Raw genomic sequence first — 20,040 nt, 5'->3', positions numbered from 1 at the left:
TTTTGGAAGGGAAGAATGGGCCGGGGTTCCGACCCAAATTTTCTTAAACGCCGACCGGTTTTAGTTCGAACGCTTCGGCCAAAAGTTGGTAAGAAGAAAGTCGATCCTCGAAATCGTGGCAGATCGTAGTTACGACCACCTCGTCGACGTCGTACTCGTTTCCGAGGGCCAAAATGTCTTCCTTAACCTTGTCCGGAGTTCCGGCCACCATTCTCCCCCGATTTTGAGCGATTACCGCCTTTTCAAACTCGGAATAAGAATGCCGAGCCACCTCTTCATACGGGAGAATTCCCTCGCTGATCCCCTTTCCGATGTTCAAAAGTTGTCGGTCCATCACGACCTGAAGTTCGGCGGCCTTACTTTCGGACTCGGCGCAAAGAACGAAAATTCCGACGCTCGCCTGAGGAAAACCCAAAGTATCCGACGGACGAAACTTTTCCTTGTAAGCCTTCACCGCGTTCGGTCCCCCGAACGGATTGATGAAATGCGCGAAAGAAAGCGCAAGACCGAAGTGAGCCGCAAGCAAACCGCTTTCCCCGCTCGACGTCAAAATCCAAAGTTCGGGAACCGTATCCGCTTTCGGAATCGCTTTGACCTTTGTTTGGATGGAATCTTCCTCGGCCGTGTCGGTTAGAAAACACTGTAAGTCCAGAAGTTGTTGACCGAAGTCGTTTCGAACAAACTGAGCGCCCGGATTTAAAATCGAAGCGGTGAGCCGATCGCTTCCGGAAGCGCGACCTAAACCCAGATCGATTCTCCCCGGAAACAAAGTTTCCAACATTCTAAAATTCTCGGCCACTTTGAGAGAACTGTGATTTGGAAGCATCACTCCTCCGGCTCCAACTCGGATCGTTTGAGTTTCGCCGGCGAGATGAGAAATCAAAACCTCAGGAGTGGAACCTGCAAGTCCTTGAATATTATGATGTTCTGATACCCAATAACGGGTATAACCGAGTCGATCCGTAAGTTTTGCGAGTTCGATCGTTTCCAAGATCGCCTGTCTCGCGCTTCCACCCTTTCGAATCGGAGATTGATCGAGAACGCTTAACTTCATCTTAGAATGCGGACTTAACCACGCCGCCGTCCACTCGTAGGGCCGCGCCGTTGGTTCCCGAAGACAAAGGACTGGAAAGATACGTTACAAGATTTGCAACTTCTTCGACGCTCGCAAATCTTTGAAGAAGAGAAGTAGGACGGGCCGTTTTGAAAAATTCTTTTTCGATTACGTCCACGGAAACTTTTTTGTTCGAAGCGAGATTCTCGAGAAAGCCGCCCACTCCGTCCGAACGAGTTGGTCCGGGAAGAACCGAATTCACGGTCACGTTAGTCCCCTTTGTAAGTTCCGCGAGCCCTCTCGCCAAGGAAATCTGCGCGCTCTTCGTCACTCCGTAGTGGATCATTTCTTCCGGGATTTGAATTCCGGATTCGCTGGAGATAAAAAGAATTCTTCCCCAATTTTGTTTGAGCATTTGAGGCAGATAAAATCTGGATAAACGAACTCCGCTTAACAGATTCACTTCGAAGAATCGAAACCAATCCTCGTCGGGGATTTCGGTGAAATCCTTCGGTTCGAAAATTCCCACGTTGTTGATGAGAATGTCCACGTTCGGAATTTTGGAACGAATCTCGTCGACCTCTTCCTTGTTTCCAAAGTCCGCGACGACCCCGTGGACTTTCGCGTTAGGCACCGCTTTGAGAAGAAGTTTTACGGAACTCGCCACCCTTTCCGGCGTTCTTCCGTTGATCCAAACCGTCGCACCTTCCTGAAGAAGTTGTCTTGCGATTTCAAAACCGATTCCGACCGTCGAACCGGTTACGAGCGCCACCTTTCCTTTTAAATGTGTATCCATGAATTCTTGAATGACTCCGATATCTTTTTCAGTTAGACTCAAACAATAACGTCTTACGATCAAAAACGATCGATCTTCTCGGCTTAGAGTCCGCTCTAGGTCTTAAAAAATCCGCATTCAAGAATGGTAAATTCTCTTTAAGAATCCGGATTTACCGGCAAAAAATCCGACTCGGGTTCCTCATCCCCGACCCAAATCAAAACGACCGCGAGACATCCGTGGATGATGGTCCAAACAAAACACGCAAACCGGATTGTAATGACGCTCGAATCGTAAAATTCCGAATTCTCCTCGCTCTTTAAGCGGAAAAAATCCAAAAAGTTTCGAACCCAATCCGCATTCTCAAAAAAAACAGCAACCGCCAAAAACCCGGAGACCAAAGCGATGAAGAATACATAACGGATTTCTAATTTGAACCCGGTCGTATGTTCTATGATTTTGATTTCCAAAAAGGAAGAAGCGGCAAGAATCAGAAAGAATCGAAAAAATTTTAAAAAGACGATGTTTTGCGCTATGAAACTCGAATCGATTTTTTCGTATAAATGATGTTCGACGAAAGAGTTTGAAAGCGCATAGAGAGAAACGGAAACTAAGAATAAAAGATTGGTAAGAACACAAAATAGAACGAACGGAAAATTTCGTTTCGGCAACCACTTGAGAATGAGATAAAATACAAAACAAAAAGCGATTCCGGGAAATAGAAACGCCGCATAATAAAAGCTTGGATGAAAGACCGTTTTAAGATCGAGATCCGTCCAAACGATTCCCGAAAAAAAACCGGAAGCGAAAAGATATTGAAGAGTTTTGATCCATTCGCGAATTCCGAATTCATCGTCGGACGTTTCCGATTTTTTCAATGACGTTTTCCGCTCCATTTCGAATCCGATTGCAGATCCGATTCCGCTCGTTCGGAGATACAAAATTCTCCGCAAAAGAAGAATCGAATTCGTTTAACAAAACAACACGTAACGTGGAAAAAATTTCGTTCTTTTTAAAACGATCCTCAATGTCCGGTGGAACCGAAACCGCCCGCCCCTCTTTCCGTTTGATCCGTAAATTCGGAAACCAATTCCCAATCTGTGTACCAAGTTTCGCGTATCAGAAGTTGTGCGATTCTCATCCCGTGTTCTACAACAAAGGGAGAATCTCCCAAATTTAAAAGTGGAATCATCAATTCGCCGCGGTAGTCGCTATCGATCGTTCCCGGAGAATTCGGTATGAGAATTTTATTCTTCGTCGAAAATCCGGACCGTGGTCTGATTTCGAAATGATATTTTTCGGGCAACGCAAAGGAAAGTCCGGTGGGAACAAGCGTAACCTTGCCCGGTTCCAAGGTAAGATTCTCATCCAAACAAGCGTGAACGTCGTATCCTGCGGCATGTTTGGTTTGGAGAACAGGAAGTTCCGCGTTCGGTTTTAATTTTTTAACTGCGATTTTCATGGGTGTTATGATTTCCTTTTTGAAACGGTTCGTTTTGGTCCGGAGGAAGAAGTGAGTCCATCATTTTTGTTCGAATTTCTTGAACAATCTTTTTAAGGCTTTGGAATTCGGAGAAGATGGTTCCTGTGGTGCGAGATCAGGTGGTGGAAATTTCACAAAGCAGTCCACGTTTACAAAATGCGGGATGTGCGAAAGCAGTCGTCCGCGCGTTCCGCGTTTATACGAACTTCGCAGATAAACGGAGAAAACGCATCCACTGAGCTTGCTTTGCGTTTAGGCGAACTTCTCCAAAACGCCACCAACGGATAAAAATGAAATTGAAATTTTACGAAACATTTTTTCGTTGCGACCTTTCTAAGTCGCGGCTATAAAGACAAATTCAAAAAGGTGAAAACATTATGATCAAATTCAATCAAGTGATGCTCTATGTAAACGATCAGAAAAGAATCGCGGACTTTTGGGTAAACCATTTCGGTTATAAGGTGGAAGGGAGAGAAGAATACGGCGAAACGTTCGCGATCATCTTGTCCGATGGAAGACCCAACTCCACCAAATTGGTTCTGCAAAACAAGGCCGCCGTAGCAATCGCAAATCCGGACATGAATCTGGGAACTCCGTCCATCCTGTTATCCACGGACGAAAACATAGACGCTCTTTACAAAAGACTCAAAGAGGAAAAAATCGCGGTGGGAGATATGGTGAATTTTCCGGACGGTAAAAAAGTTTTTAACTTTCCCGATTTCGAAGGAAACTACTTCGCAATCATAGAAGATTAATTAGACGCAGATTAGCGGTTTGTGCAAATTGTTCGTATGTTCGAGTTTTCATCCAACGCAACCAGCGGTGTGGATGTAATGCGCGTTTATACGAACGTTGCATGAATTGCGGTTAGGTGGCATCAAAAAGAAATTATGAAATTAATACTTCCCATTGGAATTCGTCCCCCACATCCAACGGAATATCCGAAAGGTTATGATATCGAATTGATCAATACGAATCGTGAGAGGGCAAAAATTGTACCGGGATACAAAATTTGTAATCCTACGGAACAAGAAAAATTCTCAGCTTATATTGAAGTAAATGTAAACGCGGATGAACTTTGGTCTGTATTTCTTGGCCTTGTTGAAATCATAATTCCCGACGATAGCTATGGGATTATTGGCTTTAAGGATGAAGAATATAATTTAAGTCCGTATACTAGTAAAAAGCATTTATTAAACCTTTTTTTACAATATAGATTTGAATTATTAAATGATGGTTTTTTGGCATTTGGCATCGCTCATAATGATGAATATAGCTTAAACGAAGTCCTTGTAGAATCTTTTAAATATATAAAGATTTGGACAACTGAAGAATCTCGTGTTAGAGAATTACTTCATTACTTTTCATTAGAAGTTCATGATGATTTACAATTTATAGATGAATTTCCTGTTATCTCCGAATCCCTTTCATTAAAGGATTTTCCAGAAGTAAGATCTGCAAGTACGATAATAGAAAATATTTCACAAGAATTTGATAAGTGGCTTGACGGCGTCTAACTTCTTCCCCTCGCTTCGTTAAGCGTAATAAAATGCGACTCTTTTAATATCATGATTACAAAAGACGAAATCAAAGATAAATCTAAAGAATATAATATTAATCCGGCAGACGTGGAACGAGATTATGTATTTGGCTGGATTCTCAATGGTATATATTCGGAAAGTCGTCTAAAAGATTATTTAATTCTAAAGGGAGGAAATTTATATAGAAAAGCGTATTTGTCCAATGCACGGTTTTCTAAAGATTTGGACTTTGGATTTCAAACGCCCTTGAATTCGGAGTTTATAATTGAGGAATTGAATCAAATATGCGAAAATATAGCTGAAAAGTCGGGTATCGATTTTGATCTTAATAGAAATAAAGTAGAGTATAAACAAACTTTTAATAACTCGGAGGCCTACGAAGCAAGATTATATTTTAGAGATTTTTTTGGGAAACCTGGACGAATAACCATTTCTGCTAAATTAGATATTGCAGAGATGCAAAGGATTTTTCTTCCGATTCAAAGTAGGCCACTTATTCATCCATATTCAGATTCATCTTCCTGTTCTGCAGAGGTAAAGTGCCTAAAGCTTGAAGAGAGTTTGGCTGATAAAATAAAATGTCTTTTACAAAGACGGCACATCGCAGATCTATTTGATTTAATTTACTCAATTTTCTTTAATTCAACGATACCTCTAGATAAAGCAGAAATATTTGGGGTTTTTCTTCAGAAGACTATCTTTGCGAGAAATCCTAAAGTGGTTAGAGATATTTTATTGTCTTTACCCTTAAAAAAGCTAAATGAAGCATGGAATAATTACGTAATCGCCCCGATAATATCGAAATTTGATTTCAATGCTGCTATCCACAATTTTGAATCACTTGTACGTGAATTATTTCCCGAAACTTTTTCTTCACGTGGTGATTTGGCCTTCTTTCCTCCCGATAAACGAAACAAAATTATTGATGCAGGATACGATCAAAAACTTTTAATAATTAATTATGAAGGGTATGTTAGAGAGGTTGAGCCATACTCCTTAACATATAAAATTAGGCAAGATGGGATTGGACAGGAATATTTTTATGGGTATGATTTAACCGGAGGAAAATCTAAATCTGTTTCGATAAAGATATTTCTTCATAGTAAAATTCATTCAATAGAAATCTCTGATAAATCGTTCACTCCAAGATTTGAAATAGAACTTTCGAAGGCGGGAGAATTTGGAAAAAGACCATATTTTCCTAGAACTCGCAGAAGATTTACTTTTAGTAAGAAACGTCGCCCTCGAAGACGAAAGTAGAAATACATTTTACTTCAGCTAACTATCAGCTCTGACGCTTCGTTTCGGAATTGCTACGCAACCCTCGGTAGTTAGATTCAAACCGCCAAAAATTTGTGATTACTAGTAAATATATTGTTACTAGTAAATTTGTCCCGGGTTGGTAAGAACCTTATGTATTTTTTCTTCGGAACTGAACCGGTCTGGCCTATCTCGGGTAGCTTACGTTCAAACGAGAGTCTAAGTTCTATATTTATATATTCCCTTAAATACTTAGGAGCAACACTATGATCGTGAAAGCACAGGTGACCGTTAACGCCCCTATTAACGCAGTTTGGGCCGTAATGACCAACATTGAGAATATGGCTGAGATCGTTAGTGGGATCCAGAGAATCGAAATAGTCGAGCGGCCAACATACGGACTGATAGGACTCAAGTGGCGAGAGTCACGCATGCTCTTCGGGGAACTGGCGACGGTAGCGAAGTGGATTACGGAGGCGAAGGAAAATGAGGCCTACACGACCCGAGCAGAGGATAGTGGTTTTGTCTTTTTGGCTACAAATCGGATCTCAATCGGCAGAGACGGTGTTATACTGACCAGTATTCATGAGACCATACCGCAAACATTCGTTGCGCGATTGAAGGCTCTTCCATTGATCTTCTTCAAGAGCGCGATCAAAAAAGCAATCATGCAGGACCTCAATGACATCAAATCAGTTGCTGAACACTCCTAACCGATATTGGTGGAGCTGATCTATTTCAAGAATAAGGATTTAAGTAACATGCTACGTGTGAGTCTGTCAGTGGCGGTAACGGCGCATAACTTCGACTTTGTAAGAGATATGCTTTCGAAATAAAAACGATAGAAATGAATGATTGTTTTCGGTTTCAAAAGCGGTTTGACAAATGAATTATAATGCTGTATTTTGAATAAAAATGAAGGTAAATAAGCAATGTCAAAAACCATCACTTTGAGAATTGATGATCCAATTTACGATATTTTCAAAAAAGCTGCTGAAGGAGAGAGACGAACAATTTCGAATTTCGTCGAAAACGCGACTATTCAATATTTAACGAACGAGTTTTATGCTTCGGATGAAGAAATGGATGAGATCCTTTCTAACAAACAATTAGTATCATCCTTAAAGAAAGGTATAAAGGAAGCAAGTCAGGGAAAATACAAAGTTGTCCGTTGAATATAAAATAGCGGAAACGGAGTTATTTCAAAGTAAACTAAGAGATCGTCAATTTTCTCAGCTTCAAAAGAAACTCTCAGATTACGTGTATCCAATTCTAAAAAAAAATCCATTCTTTGGACCCAATATTAAGAAACTTAAAGGTGATTTTGATGGACTTTATCGATATCGAATCGGAAAATATCGATTATTTTATCTAATAAAGGATAATGAGCTATTAGTTATTTTTGTTGATCTTGACCAAAGAAAGGATAGTTACAAGTAAAATGTGGTAAGGACACCTAACTTCGTCTCCCCATCTAAACATCCTCGCAACCTGCACGCACGTCACAAAGAGAAAATTCTCTGAACCGCTTTTTCCTCTTTCGGACCGAGGTTGCCTAACGCGGAAAGGTGAAACTTAGGAATTCCGAAAACGGATCGAGCGAAATCATTCAGATCTTCCAAGCCGATCGAATAAATCTCCTTCACCCTTTCTTCGTAAGAATAATTTCTACCATAGTAAAGTTCCATCAACGCGATCGTATTCATCCGAGACTCGGTTTGTTCGTAGCTGATGGAAAGAGTTCCTTCGTGATTGGACTGGGCGTCCCGAAGTTCCTTTTCGGAAATACCGTGATCCAAAATCGATTTGATCTCGTCGGAAATAGTCTCCATACAAGTAATGAACTTATCCTTCGAAGTCGAACAAACGATGCTGTTGATTCCGACGTCCGCGTACGAAGAAGGATAAGCCGTGATTTGATAACAAAGCCCTTTCTCTTCCCGAACCTTCTGGAACAAACGCGAAGAAGTTCCGCCTCCGAGAATATGAGTGAACAAACTCGCTTTGGACGCGTTGTGAAAGCCTCTCGCAAACCCTTCCCCGCCTAGGATGAAATAAACCTGTTCGAGTTTTTTCTTTTTAGGAAAGTAACCCCATTTCTTTTTGGGTAAGGAAAGAGAATTCCCTTCCTTCTTTTTCTTTCTGGGTTTGCCGAAGTATTTTCCGACGATCGAAAAAATCTCATCGGGTTCGAAGTTACCCGAAATCGAAAGAAACATATTCTCCGTATGATAATACGTATCATAAAACTCTAATAGTTTCTTATGATCTACACCGGAGACGGATTCTCTGGTTCCGATGATGTCCCGTCCGAGAGAATTCTTCGGAAAAAAATTCTGATAATAAAAATCGTGGATATAATCCTCTGGAGAATCTTCGTAACCCTGCAATTCTTCCAAAATCACCCCTGCCTCGTTTTCGATATCGGATTGTTTGAGCAGAGGTTCGTAGATCATTTCGGCTAACAGCTCTAAGCCGAGACCGATATGTTTACCCGCGACGGTAACGTGAAAGTATGTGTATTCTCTGGAAGTAGCGGCGTTGGTAAAACCGCCGACCCTTTCAATATCTTCCGCTTGTTCCTTCGCGGAACGTTTGGCTGTATCCTTAAAGAGCATGTGTTCGAGGAAATGGCAGTAACCGGCGTTTTTTGCGGTTTCATGCCTGGAGCCCACGCGAACAAAAACTCCGGCGGATACGCTGACTGTGTGAGGGGCTTGTTGAAAGAGAACGGTGATTCCCCCGGGCAGAACTTTTCTATGAACTAACTGTGAAATGTCCTGCGCCAAGAGAATATTAGAGAATTCTTATGCCTGTTGTTCTTCTTCGAGGGCGTCTTTTCTGGAAAGGTCGATTTTTCCGGTCTTATCCACGTTCAAAACTTTCACGCGGATGATGTCGCCTTCTTTTACGATGTCCTTCACCGAGTTCACTCGTTTGAAGTCTATCTTGGAGATGTGACAAAGACCTTCTTTTCCGGGAAGAATTTCGACAAACGCGCCGAAGTCGGCGATTCGTTTTACTTTTCCTTCGTAGATTTTTCCGACTTCCACTTCGGTAAAGAATCCGTCGACCATCTTAGCCGCTTTTTCTGCGGACTCTTGGTTCGAACCGGAAATCGTCACTCTACCGTCGTCTTCGATATAAAGTTCCGCGCCGGTAAGTTCGCTGATACCGCGAACGTTTTTACCGCCCGGCCCGATCAACTCGCCGATTCTATCCTTAGGAATATTTCTAACGATGATTCTCGGTGCAGTTCCGGCTAACGTCTCGGACGCCTTGGAGATATGTTTCTCCATAATATCAAGAATATGGAATCTTCCTTTTTGAGCCTGAGTGAATACGCTTTCCAGAACGTCGAAACTCACTCCGGTCACTTTCAAGTCCATTTGGAAAGCGGTGATTCCTTTTCTGGTTCCGGCGATCTTGCAATCCATATCTCCGAAGTGGTCTTCGAGACCCGCGATATCGGAAAGAACCGCAAACTTACCGGATGAATCGGAGAAAAGTCCCATCGCGATTCCGGAAACGCTTCCCTTAATCGGAACACCCGCCGCCATCAGCGCGAGAGAACCGGAACAAACGGAAGCCATGGAGCTGGAACCGTTCGATTCTAAAATTTCGGAAACGACTCGGATCACGTAAGGAAATTCGTCGGCGCTCGGAAGAACGAGTTTTAACGCACGTTCCGCGAGATTACCGTGACCGATTTCTCTTCTTCCAGGACCGGAAGATCTGCGAACCTCGCCCACGGAAAACGCAGGGAAGTTATAATGAAGCATAAAGGACTTTTCTTTTTGTCCTTCGAGGGTTTCGTATCTTTGATTGTCCGAACCCGTTCCAAGAGTTACAACGCCCAATGACTGGGTTTGACCTCTTGTAAAAACGGAAGAACCGTGAGGACCCGGAAGAGGATTCACTTCCACGGAGATCTGACGGATTTCGTCTAACTTTCTTCCGTCGAAACGAGTTCCCTGAGTCAAAACCTGTTCACGAACGATTTCATATTCCAATTCGTGAAGATACGCTTTGATATCCTTGATCTTGTCGGATTCTTCAACGGTCTGTTTGAAGTATTCTACGACTTCTTTGTTTACGTTGGAGATTTCTTTATTGCGGGAAGTTTTGTCCGGAGTTTGATTCGCCGCGGTCAATTTTGCGAACGCGTAATCTTTTACCTTTGCAAGAAGATCCGTGTCGCGCGCTCTCAGTTTTACTTCTCTTTTGACCACGCCGATTTTTTTAGCGTATTCTTCCTGAAGTGTAACGAACTCCGCGATGTATTTTTGAGCGAAACGAAGAGCCGCGAGCATTTCCTCATTGCTGAGTTCCTTCGCTTCTCCTTCGATCATTACGATATGAGTTTTTGTTCCGGCAACCACAAGATCCAAATCGGAATTTACGATTTCTTTTGTGGTCGGGTTGAGGATCAATTCTCCGTTGATTCTTCCGATTCTTGCGCCCGCGATCGGACCGTTGAAAGGAATATCAGAAACTGCTAATGCGGCGCTCGCCGCATTCAACGCGTGACCCGCAACGGAAACGTCTCCGTCCGCGGAAAGAACCTGCACTTGAAGTTGAACTTCGCAGAAGTATCCTTCCGGAAACAAAGGACGAATCGGTCTGTCAATGATTCTGGATGTTAGAATTTCGTGCTCGGGGGGTTTCGCTTCTCTTTTGAAGTAACCGCCTGGAAAACGACCGACTGAATAAAGTTTCTCGGTATATTCGCAAGTAAGAGGGAAAAAATCCTGTCCCTCTTTCGCGTCGTCAGCCGCACAAACCGTAGCAAGTAGAACTAAATTTCCGGATTTATAAACGACGGAACCGTGCGCTTGTTTCGCCCAGTTTCCGGTTTCTAAAACGATATTATCGCGGCCGAACTGGCCGGAGATTGTATGTGTCATGACGGACTCGCTTACTTACGAAGTCCGAGAGTTTCGATCAGCTTTTTATAACGGTCTAGTTCGGTTCTTTTGAGATAATCCAGAAGTTTCTTTCTTTTGCTTACGAGTCTTAAAAGACCGGTCTTAGAATGAAAATCCTTCTTGTGGGACTTGAAATGTTCATTGAGTTCTTTGATTCTCGCATCAATCAGAGCGACTTGCACTTCGGTAGAACCGGTGTCTCCCGCTTTGCGGGCAAAATTACTGATAATTTGTTTTTTCTGTTCAGTAGCTATCATATCGTGAATATACCTTTTTACCATTTTTCAGGTGATATACACCGCTTTAAAGCTAATTTTTAGGAAAGACTCTTAAATATTTATAATCTAACTCGTGAATCCCGTGTTCTTCCTTCTTACACCAAGCGAGAATCTCTCCTTCCGGTGAAACCAAAAGAAATTCGGTTCCGGGGATCCATTCCAGTTTTGTCTTTCTGCCATTGAGAACCGCACGAACCTCCGTTCCCGGAATTTCCAAGGTCGGGAATTCCAAAATCGACTCGGGAGGATGAATCGTAACCTTTCCCTGCAAAAGATCTTCGTAAGAATTCGCCTGACTGAGATTCAACTTCCCGATGCTCGTACGAACCAATCGTTCCAGACGAAGAGGAAACCCTACACGATCGGAAATATCCATCACGATCTTTCGGATATACGTTCCCGCGGAAACTCGGATCTTAAAGAAGATGGATTCGGGGGAGAATTCTCCCAATTCATATTGATATACTTTGATTTTTCGAACCGCCGGAACGAGCGCCACACCTTCACGAAAAAGATCCGATCTTCTTCTTCCGTTTACCTTAAGCGCGGAAATCTCCGGAGCTTCCTGAGAATCCCAAGTCGGAACCTCTTGAAACAAGTTCTTTAGTTTTTCTTGATGTTGTGCGAACCAGGTTTCCGTTTGTTCTTTTGAAAGAGATTCTAAGGTCTCCCCTTCTTTATCGCCTGAATCGGTGGATTCTCCCGGTCTGACCCAAGCCTCGTAGGATTTTTCCTTTTCCAAAAATACGCTGGAAAAGCTGGTGCAACTTCCCACGGGAAGAATCATAAGTCCGCTTGCGGCCCGATCCAAGGTCCCGGTATGTCCGATCTTTTTGAATCTGAGTTTTTTACGAGCGGTTACCACAAGGTCCGAAGAGGTCATTCCTTCCGGTTTGTGGATCAGTAAGAATCCGGACTCAGTCCGGATTTGTGGGTTTTCGTGTAAGCCTGAGTGATTCATCCAAACTCTGAATATATTCCTCGTCCCAGAGGAATTGCATTCTAGGTGTGATTCTAAGTCCTAACTTTCCGGACAACGTGGTCTGAAACAAACCGGATGCGCTGTTGAGTCCGGCCAATACTTTTAACTTTTTTTTGTCCGTGCAGATCGCGGTTACGAATACTCTCATATTCTTTCCGTCGTCCGATATCTCCGCACGATGTACGGAGACCATATGAACTCTCGGATCCTTAACCTTTCCCGATAGGATCATCATCGCAACGGTGCGAACGGCTTCCGCTTCGATTTTTCTTCTTCGGATCGGATTCACGTCCGGGTTTTCCTACTCAAGTTTCCGCTTAATTACGGTTACGTTATAAGCTTCGATGATATCGCCGACTTTGAAATCGTTGAATCCGTCCACTTGAATACCGCATTCGAAACCGGAGACCACATCGTTGACGTCGTCTTTGACCCGCTTGAGGGATTTAAGTTTCCCGTCAAACTTGGTGACTCCGTCGCTGATTACGCGGACATTCGCGGATTTCTGAATTCTTCCCGAAGTAACCATACAACCGGCGATGTTTCCGACCTTGGATACTTTGAAGATTTCGCGGATTTCGGCGGCGCCGATAACCTCTTCGATCTTTTCAGGCTCGAGAAGTCCTTCCATCGCGAGTTTGATCTCGTCCACGACTTGATAGATGATATTGTAATACTTGATCTGAACCTGTTCTTTTTCCGCAAGAGAGATCGTCTTCGGATTCGCACGAACGTGGAAACCGATGATGAGCGCGTTCGAAGCAGAAGCGAGCATAACGTCCATGTCCACGATCGCACCCGCGCCGGACTGGATCACGTTCAGCTTCACTTCCGGTGTGGAAAGTTTCTCGAGAGATTCTTTGATCGCTTCCGCAGAACCGCGAACGTCCGCCTTGATGATGACCTTGAGTTCCTTCAAAGCGCCTTGTTTGATGAACTCATTCATGTTCTCAAGGGTTACTTTGGAAGAAGTTCCGGCCGCCGCTCCGGCGTTACCGATTCTTTCGAATTCGATTCTGTGTTGAGAAATATTTCTGGCTTCTTTTTCATCCGCCATCGCGTCGAACGGAGCGCCCGCATCGGGAACGCCGTCGATACCGGTCACCTGAGCCGGGAACGCAGGCCCTGCTTCCTCGATCAGTTGTCCGAGATCGTTGTACATCGCTCTTACACGACCGGAGAAAACTCCCGCAACGAAAGGATCTCCCACACGAAGGGTTCCGTTTTGAATCAGAACGGTAGCCACCGAACCGCGACCCGGATCGAGTTTCGCTTCGATGATCGTTCCTTTTGCTCTTCTTTGCGGATTGGCTTTGAGATCCATTACTTCCGCTTGGAGGAGAATCATTTCTAAAAGTTTATCAATTCCAATGTTTTCACGCGCAGAGATCTTCACATACATGGTCTGCCCGCCCCATTCTTCCGATTGAAGACCGTGGTTTGCGAGTTCCTGCATGATCTTGTCCGGATTCGCGGTTGGAAGATCGATCTTGTTGATTGCAACGATGATCGGAACTTCCGCGGCTTTTGCGTGACTGATCGCTTCTAACGTTTGAGGCATTACTCCGTCATCGGCGGCAACGACGAGAATTACGATATCCGTAACCTTCGCTCCGCGCGCTCTCATCGAAGTAAACGCTTCGTGACCCGGGGTATCCAAGAAGGTAACCAAACCGCGAGCGGTTCTTACCTGATACGCACCGATATGTTGTGTGATTCCGCCCGATTCCGTGTCGATCACGGAACTTCTGCGAATCGTATCGAGAAGTTTCGTCTTACCATGGTCGACGTGACCCATGATGGTAACGACCGGAGGACGAGTGATATAATCTTCTTCTTTGTCCTTTTCCTCTTCGATGATGGTTTCTTCATAGAGGGAAACGACTTTTACCTTACAACCGTATTCGTCCGCAAGAAGACCCGCGGTTTCCGCGTCGATGATATTGTTGATCGTCACCATCATTCCCATCTTCATGAGTTTTCCGATGACGTCCCCCGGTTTGAGGTTCATCTTTTTGGCGAGTTCGCCTACTTGCACATTTTCTAATATTGTAATTTCTTTAGGAACGGAGATCCCGGAAACACCGGCAACCTTCGTCTTTTTAAATCTCTGTTTGAAGAATTTCGTGTTTTCCGCGCCGGAAAAATCCCTTCTATCAGGGGTGGTTTTTTCCTTTCCGTGGTCTTTCTTTTTGTTCGCACCGGACGCACCTCTCGCTTGAGAAAGTTCGACTTCCGCAGAAGTAATCGGCATCGGACGTCCGCCCGGACCACCGCCGAAACGATTTCCACCGGGACCACCCTGTCCGGGTCCACGGTTTCCTTGGTAACCGCCACCGCCCTGTCCGGGTCCACGATTTCCTTGATAGCCACCGCCGCCTTGACCAGGTCCGCGATTGCCTTGATAACCACCGCCGCCTTGTCCAGGTCCACGGTTTCCTTGATAACCACCGCCGCCTTGTCCGGGTCCACGGTTTCCTTGGTAACCGCCACCACCTTGTCCGGGACCACGGTTTCCTTGGTAACCACCGCCGCCCTGACCCTGAGGTCTTTGAGTCGGTCTGGATACGATAATGTTAGAATCTTCTTTTTGAAAAGGAGAACGAGAGGTTGGATAGGAAGAATCTCCACCTTGTCCTTGCGAGTCTCTGTCTCTCGGAGGTCTATTCGTAGAACCACCTGGACCGGAATCCGGTCTTCTTTGTGGTTCATCCCTTTTCACTTCCCTTTGTGCGGAAGGAGCTGGACGGACGATCGGCGACTGACCGGAATCGCCTCTTGGAGGCAACGGGGTAACCGGTTTTGCAGGAGCAGAATCGGCAACCGCTTCTTTTTTAGGAGATGCAGAGGGAGAAGGAGACGGAGCTTCGTCCCCTTTCTTCTTTATGATCAGCTTCTTGCGTTTTCCCGCATCCGCCGCGCCCTGGAGCGTTTCCTTGATCGTCTTATTTTTATCTTCCATAATTGATACCCTGACTTTCCGAAGTTACTAAAAACCCCGGCTCTGAAAAAACCCGTTCGGGTTTTCTCAGTTATCCTCCACCCATTCTATGGATTCTCTGAGTAGTTTGAGAATCTGTCCGGCGGTCGTATGTCCGATTCCTTGCAGTTTAGCCAGATCGTCTTGGCTGTATTCGATCAGGGTTTCCAGATCTTTGATTCCTTCGCTCTTCAGAATTCCCACGATACGGGCTGAGAGACCGGGAAGATCTTCCAAAGGAGTCAATCCTTCGTCCTCTTCTTCTTGTTCAACCTGAACCTTTGCTTCCTCTGTCGGAGTGTAAAAAAGTCTTTCGAGTCTTTCCCTCGCTTCCGGAGATGCAAGTTCAGCGTTGTACTGTGCTACGGTTTTAATATCGATTTTGTAACCCGCTAACTGTGAAGCAAGTTTTACGTTGGAGCCGTTGATTCCGATCGCAAGAGAAAGTTGATCGTCAGGAACGACAACCATCGCTTCCCTACCCGATCCATCCACTTTAACCTCTACGGGTTTCGCAGGTGAAATCGCGTTTGCGATAAATTCGGCCGCATCGTCGGAAGCTTCCACGATGTCGATTCTCTCGTTACCGAGTTCTCTCACGATGGATTGAATCCGAACGCCTTTCATACCTACGCAAGCGCCCACAGGATCGATGTCTCCGCGGGTTGCGCGCACCACAACTTTTGTTCTGATGGAAGGTTGTCTGGCTACATTTATGATTTCAACAAGACCGTCGTAGATTTCCGGAATTTCCATTTCGAAAAGTTTACGAACGAAGTCTGCGGAAGCTCTGGAGAGGGTGATCACCGGGATCGGTTCTCTCGGACGAAGTTCCACTCTTTGAATGATTGCTTTGAGTCTGTCCCCGCTGTGATATTTTTCACCGGGATTCTGTTCGCGGCGAGGCATGATGCCTTCCACTTTTCCAAGATCGATGCTCATCGCGTCTTTTTTCCATCTTTGGAAATAGCCGTGTGTGAGTTCGCCTTCTTTCGCCTTATACTCGTTATAGAGAAGTTCCTTCTCCATATCTTTCAGTCTTTGAAAGACCATCTGCTTGGCTTGGCTGGAGATGATTCTTGAAAGTTCCACCGGTTTTTCACGGAAGGAAACCACCGAACCGATCTGAGCGGATGCATCAATCGCTTGAGCATCTTCTAAACCGATTTCAAGAGCAGAGGATGGGGTTCCATCCACTACCGTTTTTGCTATTGCTATAACTACGCTGTCTTTACCGGATGCAAACTCTACGGTAACCGGAGAAGAAGATGTTTCCGATTCTTCGGATTCTTCCAAACCTTCCAGTCCGGACTTTTTCTTGTACGCGGTTATGAGAGAATCACGAATGACTCCCATAACGGCTTCCCTATCTAGGGATTTGTCCGCACAAAATTGTTGGATCGCTTCCAACAGATTTCCTTCCGATTGTGTCTTCTTAACTGCCATATCAAATACTTACGTAGAGATTCCCTTTCAGTATATCCTTGAGGTTCAGGGTCGTCTGCTTTTTTCCGGCAGATTTCTTACCCTTCTGGAATTTTTCCAGAATCACCTGATCCCCTTCCCGTCCCACTATCCGAAAAATTCCTTCCTGGGGATTCTCTGATCCTTCGGATAGAAAAATCAGACGAACCGGTATTCCCCGGAAACGATCCAGGTCTCCCGGAAGGTCAAGCTTCCTTTCCGCACCTGCGGAGGAAACTTTAAGAGTGTAATCCAGATCCGGTGAGATCCGTTCTAACTCTTCTTTCAGTTTTCTGGAAACATGCTCACATTCCAGAAGGCTGACTGAACCATACGCATGTTCAAGATTGTCCAAGACGATCTCGATCAGCGAGTGGTTAGGCCTTTGGTTGACCTTTAATGAGTACAGCTTAACAGGCAATTGCAGGACGCCTTCCAGAATAACACTGATTTCTTCCCTGCTTACTGTCAAACCCCGGCCTTAGAGAGAAAACTCAAAAAAAATGAATTTTTCCTGATATCCTAATCAAACTATTCAAATTTAGCTACGGTGTAAAGTAAAAAAACCCCCGTATTCCCACGCCTTTGGAAATCCCCGGATTATTGCTTGTTTTCCAATCTATGTGTTGGAATGGTATCGTTACATTCTTAGATCCAATCAGGCTTTCATGAGAAATCTTCATCAAAATTCAAGCAGTAACACCGGTAAAAAGATCCGGTCTCGAATTCTTTTCTTTGGAATCGTTTTATTCAGCATTTCGATTCTAAGTTGTACGCGCTTTAAGGTGGATAACTACAATTCTTATCTGTATGGGAGAATCAAGTTAGGCAATACTCTCGCGGACGTTCAGGCTAAAATCTTGAACGGAGTTCCGACCAACCTTCCACAAACATTGCCGGTCGTTTCAAGCAAGATCTATGTTCCCGATTTCGAACAATCCCTTCTAAAAGTTTTTTCAACGGATGGAGAATTGAAATTCATCTTAGGAAGTATCAAAGAAAAAGTCGGGGATAAATACAAATTGATCACGGCAAAGATCGGAAAGATCGGACTTGTTGCGGTCAACGGCGACGAAGAAATTTATCTTCAATCCAGAGCGGGCAAAGAAGAACAACCGAAAGTCGATCCGACGACGGAAGATATTTTTTTAAAGAAAAGCGGAACTTTCGACACCGAATACAGAGAAGCGATCCCGTCCACCATTCTCCATTTTTCGGACGCGGGCAAACTTTTGAATACGATCTATGTGGAAGGAATTTCCGGAAACACTCCTTTCGGTTATATAGAAAGAATGGAAACCGGAGAAGACGATCTTCTGTTCGTGTTCCACAAACAAAACGGGGACATGAAACTTTCCGTTTATGACAACGGAGTTTTACAAAGATCCATCGGCGCATCCACCTTTTCGGAAGTGATCTCCGATACAGAAACTTCCCAAGCGAGATTGGAAACCATTCTTCCGCATCTGGAAGGAAAATACGCGGTGGCCTCGTTCAGCGTTTTTGATAAGAAGAATTCGAGATTCAAGTCCCGTAAGATTTTCAAATACGATTTCGAAACCAAGTCGGCGACCCTTCTGAAGGAGATTCAAGACCCTTCCGAATCCTTGTATTGGATATTAAAAGATAATAATTTCTTTATATGGGAAACGGAAACCGAAGAGGAAAGTTCGATCCGTCTTCAGGTTCACGACGACGAGGGAAATCACGTAAACAATATCCGTCTAAATTATCTTCCTCCGAGAGGACTCTGGAGAGAAACCTGGATGGATCTAAACGACGAAATTTATTCCGCGAGAATCAAATCGGGCTATCTGGAAATCCATAAATGGAAATAACGTTTTTCGAATATTCAGAACCCCTGTTTGACGATCAGGAAAGCGGGGATCTGGATCGAAAAACGATTTCAAACTCGGGAATCTCCGGTTCCCACTTCATGGGTTTTGCCGCCCATGCAATCTACCAAAAATACAGAAAAATAATCCTTAAATACGACCGCGTTTGTATCCTATGCGGCAACGGCAACAACGGAGGGGACGGACTTGCCCTCGCCTTCTTTTTGATCCAGGAAGGAATTCGTCCTTTTGTTTATCTCAAAGAAGGAGCGTTGTCGGAAGAATCGACAACCTACAAAAAAGCGTTTCTGAATGTCGGAGGAGAAATTCTTCCGTTGGAGAATTTTTTAAACTCGGACTGGAATCGTGAAAGCGAAAGAATCTTTTTGGTCGACGCTTTGCTCGGAACTGGCTTTCGTTTTCCGCTTCGAAGTCCTTTGGATGCAATCCTTTCCGAAATCAAACTGCGCCAGGAAAAAAATCCTAAGAAACTTTTCGTTCTCAGCCTGGACGTCGTATCCGGTTTTCAAGAAGATTCAAAACCGCCTTTCGAAGCGGACGCGTTAGCCGAAATCGGAATGAGAAAATGGAAAAACCGTTTCCTTCCCGGCAAGGTCAAAATCAGTTTTCACAGAATCGGATTTCCGATCGAATCCACGGACAAGGTTCTTTGGAAAAAAATTCCACAATCGATTCTTTCGAAGACGCTTATCAGAAAAGAAGATTCTCACAAATACAAAAACGGTTCTCTTGTAATCGTGGGCGGCTCCCAGGGAATGGCTGGCGCGGCGCTTTCTTCTTTGCTCGCCTTTCACGAGTTAGGCGGTGGAATTTCCCTTCTTTTGACCCCGTCCGAAAAAACGGTTCGAAACGTTTTAAAAAAAGATCCGTCCTTGATGGTGAACGCAATTCCGGAATCCTCCGAAATTCTTTCGAATCCTTTTGTACAAAAGACGTCCGGGTTTCTTTTAGGCCCCGGTTTAAAAACGGAAGAATGTCCGATTTTTCCCTCACCCGAGGATAAATTTTGTGTGATCGACGCGGGAGCCATTTCCGTTTATAAAAATCGAGTTCTGCACGAAAATGTTTTGATGACTCCGCACACGGGAGAACTCGAAAATCTTTTAGACACAAAGATAAAATCCGTGGATCACGGACTTTCACTCGCAAAAGAATATTCAAAAAACTTTAAATTGTACATTCTCTGGAAAAGACATTCCTCTTTTTTAATAGATCCGAACGGCAAAATTTTTCTCTGGGATCAACCCGAGCCGAAACTCGCGGTGATGGGGACCGGGGATCTTTTAGCCGGAATCGTTTCCTTCTTTCTTTCCAGACGTTTTACGATCCCGGAAGCGGTTCAACGTTCTCTTTCCTTACTTACACAGGCGGCAAAAAAATCAAAAGGATTTCCAACGGCCTCGGGAATCCGCAAACTATTGACAAAAGGTGGTGATTGA

At 44.4% G+C, this 20,040-nt stretch carries 20 protein-coding genes; 8 read left to right on the top strand and 12 right to left on the bottom strand.

Annotated features, from left to right (window positions below):
• Positions 1-43 precede the first annotated feature (43 nt).
• The 4 genes from CH367_RS06330 to dut all read right to left on the bottom strand — a co-directional run bounded on the left by CH367_RS06330 (position 44) and on the right by dut (position 3,291).
• Entirely contained in the window at positions 44-1,054 is a 1,011-nt protein-coding gene (locus tag CH367_RS06330; RefSeq protein ID WP_100761645.1) for an LLM class flavin-dependent oxidoreductase, read from the bottom strand.
• A gap of 1 nt (position 1,055) precedes the next feature.
• The gene (locus tag CH367_RS06325; RefSeq protein ID WP_100762070.1) at positions 1,056-1,850 is read right to left on the bottom strand and encodes an SDR family NAD(P)-dependent oxidoreductase; all 795 of its coding nucleotides are present in this window, start codon (positions 1,848-1,850) and stop codon (positions 1,056-1,058) included.
• Positions 1,851-1,987: 137 nt separating this feature from the next.
• Positions 1,988-2,707, bottom strand: coding sequence for a hypothetical protein (locus CH367_RS06320; RefSeq protein WP_125226098.1), 720 nt, complete (start codon positions 2,705-2,707; stop codon positions 1,988-1,990).
• Between the two features lie 146 nt (positions 2,708-2,853).
• Positions 2,854-3,291 carry a dUTP diphosphatase gene (gene dut, locus CH367_RS06315; protein WP_100761643.1) on the bottom strand — a complete coding sequence of 146 codons (438 nt, stop codon included), beginning with the start codon at positions 3,289-3,291 and terminating at the stop codon, positions 2,854-2,856.
• A gap of 398 nt (positions 3,292-3,689) precedes the next feature.
• Here dut and CH367_RS06310 point away from each other — a divergent pair, with 398 nt between their 5' ends.
• The 6 genes from CH367_RS06310 to CH367_RS06285 all read left to right on the top strand — a co-directional run bounded on the left by CH367_RS06310 (position 3,690) and on the right by CH367_RS06285 (position 7,553).
• Positions 3,690-4,067 carry a VOC family protein gene (locus CH367_RS06310; protein ID WP_100761642.1) on the top strand — a complete coding sequence of 126 codons (378 nt, stop codon included), beginning with the start codon at positions 3,690-3,692 and terminating at the stop codon, positions 4,065-4,067.
• Between the two features lie 135 nt (positions 4,068-4,202).
• Positions 4,203-4,829 (top strand): hypothetical protein, encoded by a 627-nt coding sequence (locus CH367_RS06305; RefSeq protein WP_100761641.1) that lies wholly within the window; start codon positions 4,203-4,205, stop codon positions 4,827-4,829.
• A gap of 51 nt (positions 4,830-4,880) precedes the next feature.
• Positions 4,881-6,113, top strand: a complete 1,233-nt coding sequence (locus CH367_RS06300) for a nucleotidyl transferase AbiEii/AbiGii toxin family protein (protein ID WP_100761640.1) — start codon at positions 4,881-4,883, stop codon at positions 6,111-6,113.
• 266 nt (positions 6,114-6,379) lie between these two features.
• Positions 6,380-6,826, top strand: coding sequence for an SRPBCC family protein (locus CH367_RS06295; protein ID WP_100761639.1), 447 nt, complete (start codon positions 6,380-6,382; stop codon positions 6,824-6,826).
• 219 nt (positions 6,827-7,045) lie between these two features.
• The gene (locus CH367_RS06290; RefSeq protein WP_100761638.1) at positions 7,046-7,288 is read left to right on the top strand and encodes a CopG family transcriptional regulator; all 243 of its coding nucleotides are present in this window, start codon (positions 7,046-7,048) and stop codon (positions 7,286-7,288) included.
• Complete coding sequence (locus tag CH367_RS06285; protein WP_100761637.1) at positions 7,278-7,553, top strand: type II toxin-antitoxin system RelE family toxin; 276 nt, start codon at positions 7,278-7,280, stop codon at positions 7,551-7,553. The genes CH367_RS06290 and CH367_RS06285 overlap by 11 nt, the downstream gene beginning before the upstream one ends.
• 62 nt (positions 7,554-7,615) lie before the next feature.
• Here CH367_RS06285 and CH367_RS06280 read toward each other — a convergent pair whose 3' ends face one another.
• The 8 genes from CH367_RS06280 to rimP form a co-directional block, all read right to left on the bottom strand.
• Positions 7,616-8,902: a M16 family metallopeptidase gene (locus tag CH367_RS06280; protein WP_100761636.1), complete on the bottom strand. Its 1,287-nt coding sequence runs from the start codon at positions 8,900-8,902 to the stop codon at positions 7,616-7,618.
• Between the two features lie 18 nt (positions 8,903-8,920).
• Positions 8,921-11,020 (bottom strand): polyribonucleotide nucleotidyltransferase, encoded by a 2,100-nt coding sequence (gene pnp, locus CH367_RS06275; protein WP_100761635.1) that lies wholly within the window; start codon positions 11,018-11,020, stop codon positions 8,921-8,923.
• Between the two features lie 11 nt (positions 11,021-11,031).
• Positions 11,032-11,298 (bottom strand): 30S ribosomal protein S15, encoded by a 267-nt coding sequence (gene rpsO / locus CH367_RS06270; protein ID WP_010575366.1) that lies wholly within the window; start codon positions 11,296-11,298, stop codon positions 11,032-11,034.
• Positions 11,299-11,350: 52 nt separating this feature from the next.
• On the bottom strand, positions 11,351-12,280 hold the full coding sequence (gene truB / locus CH367_RS06265) for a tRNA pseudouridine(55) synthase TruB (protein WP_100761634.1): 930 nt from the start codon (positions 12,278-12,280) through the stop codon (positions 11,351-11,353).
• On the bottom strand, positions 12,237-12,590 hold the full coding sequence (gene rbfA / locus CH367_RS06260; protein ID WP_100761633.1) for a 30S ribosome-binding factor RbfA: 354 nt from the start codon (positions 12,588-12,590) through the stop codon (positions 12,237-12,239). The genes truB and rbfA overlap by 44 nt, the downstream gene beginning before the upstream one ends.
• A 12-nt stretch (positions 12,591-12,602) precedes the next feature.
• Positions 12,603-15,263, bottom strand: a complete 2,661-nt coding sequence (gene infB, locus CH367_RS06255) for a translation initiation factor IF-2 (protein ID WP_100761632.1) — start codon at positions 15,261-15,263, stop codon at positions 12,603-12,605.
• Between the two features lie 66 nt (positions 15,264-15,329).
• Positions 15,330-16,727: a transcription termination factor NusA gene (gene nusA, locus CH367_RS06250; protein ID WP_100761631.1), complete on the bottom strand. Its 1,398-nt coding sequence runs from the start codon at positions 16,725-16,727 to the stop codon at positions 15,330-15,332.
• 1 nt (position 16,728) lies between these two features.
• A complete protein-coding gene (gene rimP, locus CH367_RS06245; RefSeq protein ID WP_100761630.1) occupies positions 16,729-17,217 on the bottom strand; it encodes a ribosome maturation factor RimP in 489 nt (162 codons plus the stop codon).
• A gap of 196 nt (positions 17,218-17,413) precedes the next feature.
• On the opposite strand from rimP, the gene CH367_RS06240 reads away from it, so the two are divergent.
• Together CH367_RS06240 and CH367_RS06235 are read left to right on the top strand one after the other, a co-directional pair.
• Complete coding sequence (locus tag CH367_RS06240; protein ID WP_100762069.1) at positions 17,414-18,583, top strand: LIC_12708 family protein; 1,170 nt, start codon at positions 17,414-17,416, stop codon at positions 18,581-18,583.
• The gene (locus tag CH367_RS06235; RefSeq protein WP_100761629.1) at positions 18,574-20,040 is read left to right on the top strand and encodes a bifunctional ADP-dependent NAD(P)H-hydrate dehydratase/NAD(P)H-hydrate epimerase; all 1,467 of its coding nucleotides are present in this window, start codon (positions 18,574-18,576) and stop codon (positions 20,038-20,040) included. The genes CH367_RS06240 and CH367_RS06235 overlap by 10 nt, the downstream gene beginning before the upstream one ends.

The sequence above is a fragment of the Leptospira barantonii genome (genome assembly GCF_002811925.1).
In the GTDB taxonomy this organism is placed as follows: Bacteria; Spirochaetota; Leptospiria; order Leptospirales; family Leptospiraceae; genus Leptospira; species Leptospira barantonii.
Note: the sequence above shows the minus strand (reverse complement) of the source record. Positions and strands in the feature narration are given on the sequence as shown.